Raw genomic sequence first — 266 nt, forward strand, 5'->3', positions numbered from 1 at the left:
CTCGTCGCGCTCGGCGGACGGCTGGCGCTACTCGGATCGGGCGACGCGCATCTCGAGGCGGCGTTCCTAGCCGCCGCCGCACGCTATCCCGGCCGGATCGGCGTGCAGATCGGCTATGACGAGCCGCTCTCGCATCTGTTGCAGGGCGGCGCCGACGCCATCCTGATCCCGTCGCGCTTCGAACCGTGCGGGCTGACCCAGCTGTACGGCCTCGCTTATGGCTGCGTGCCGATCGTCGCGCACACGGGCGGTCTTGCCGACACGGT

Annotated in this window: 1 pseudogene; it reads left to right on the plus strand. The window is 70.7% G+C overall.

From position 1 onward, the window contains the following. Nucleotides 1–266, plus strand: a pseudogene (glgA, locus tag PU683_RS22215) (glycogen synthase GlgA); the annotation flags it as partial.

Origin of the sequence: Candidatus Kosakonia sp. 282A-S69 (assembly GCF_029433855.1) — a bacterium.
Taxonomy (GTDB): domain Bacteria; phylum Pseudomonadota; class Gammaproteobacteria; order Enterobacterales; family Enterobacteriaceae; genus Kosakonia; species Kosakonia cowanii_A.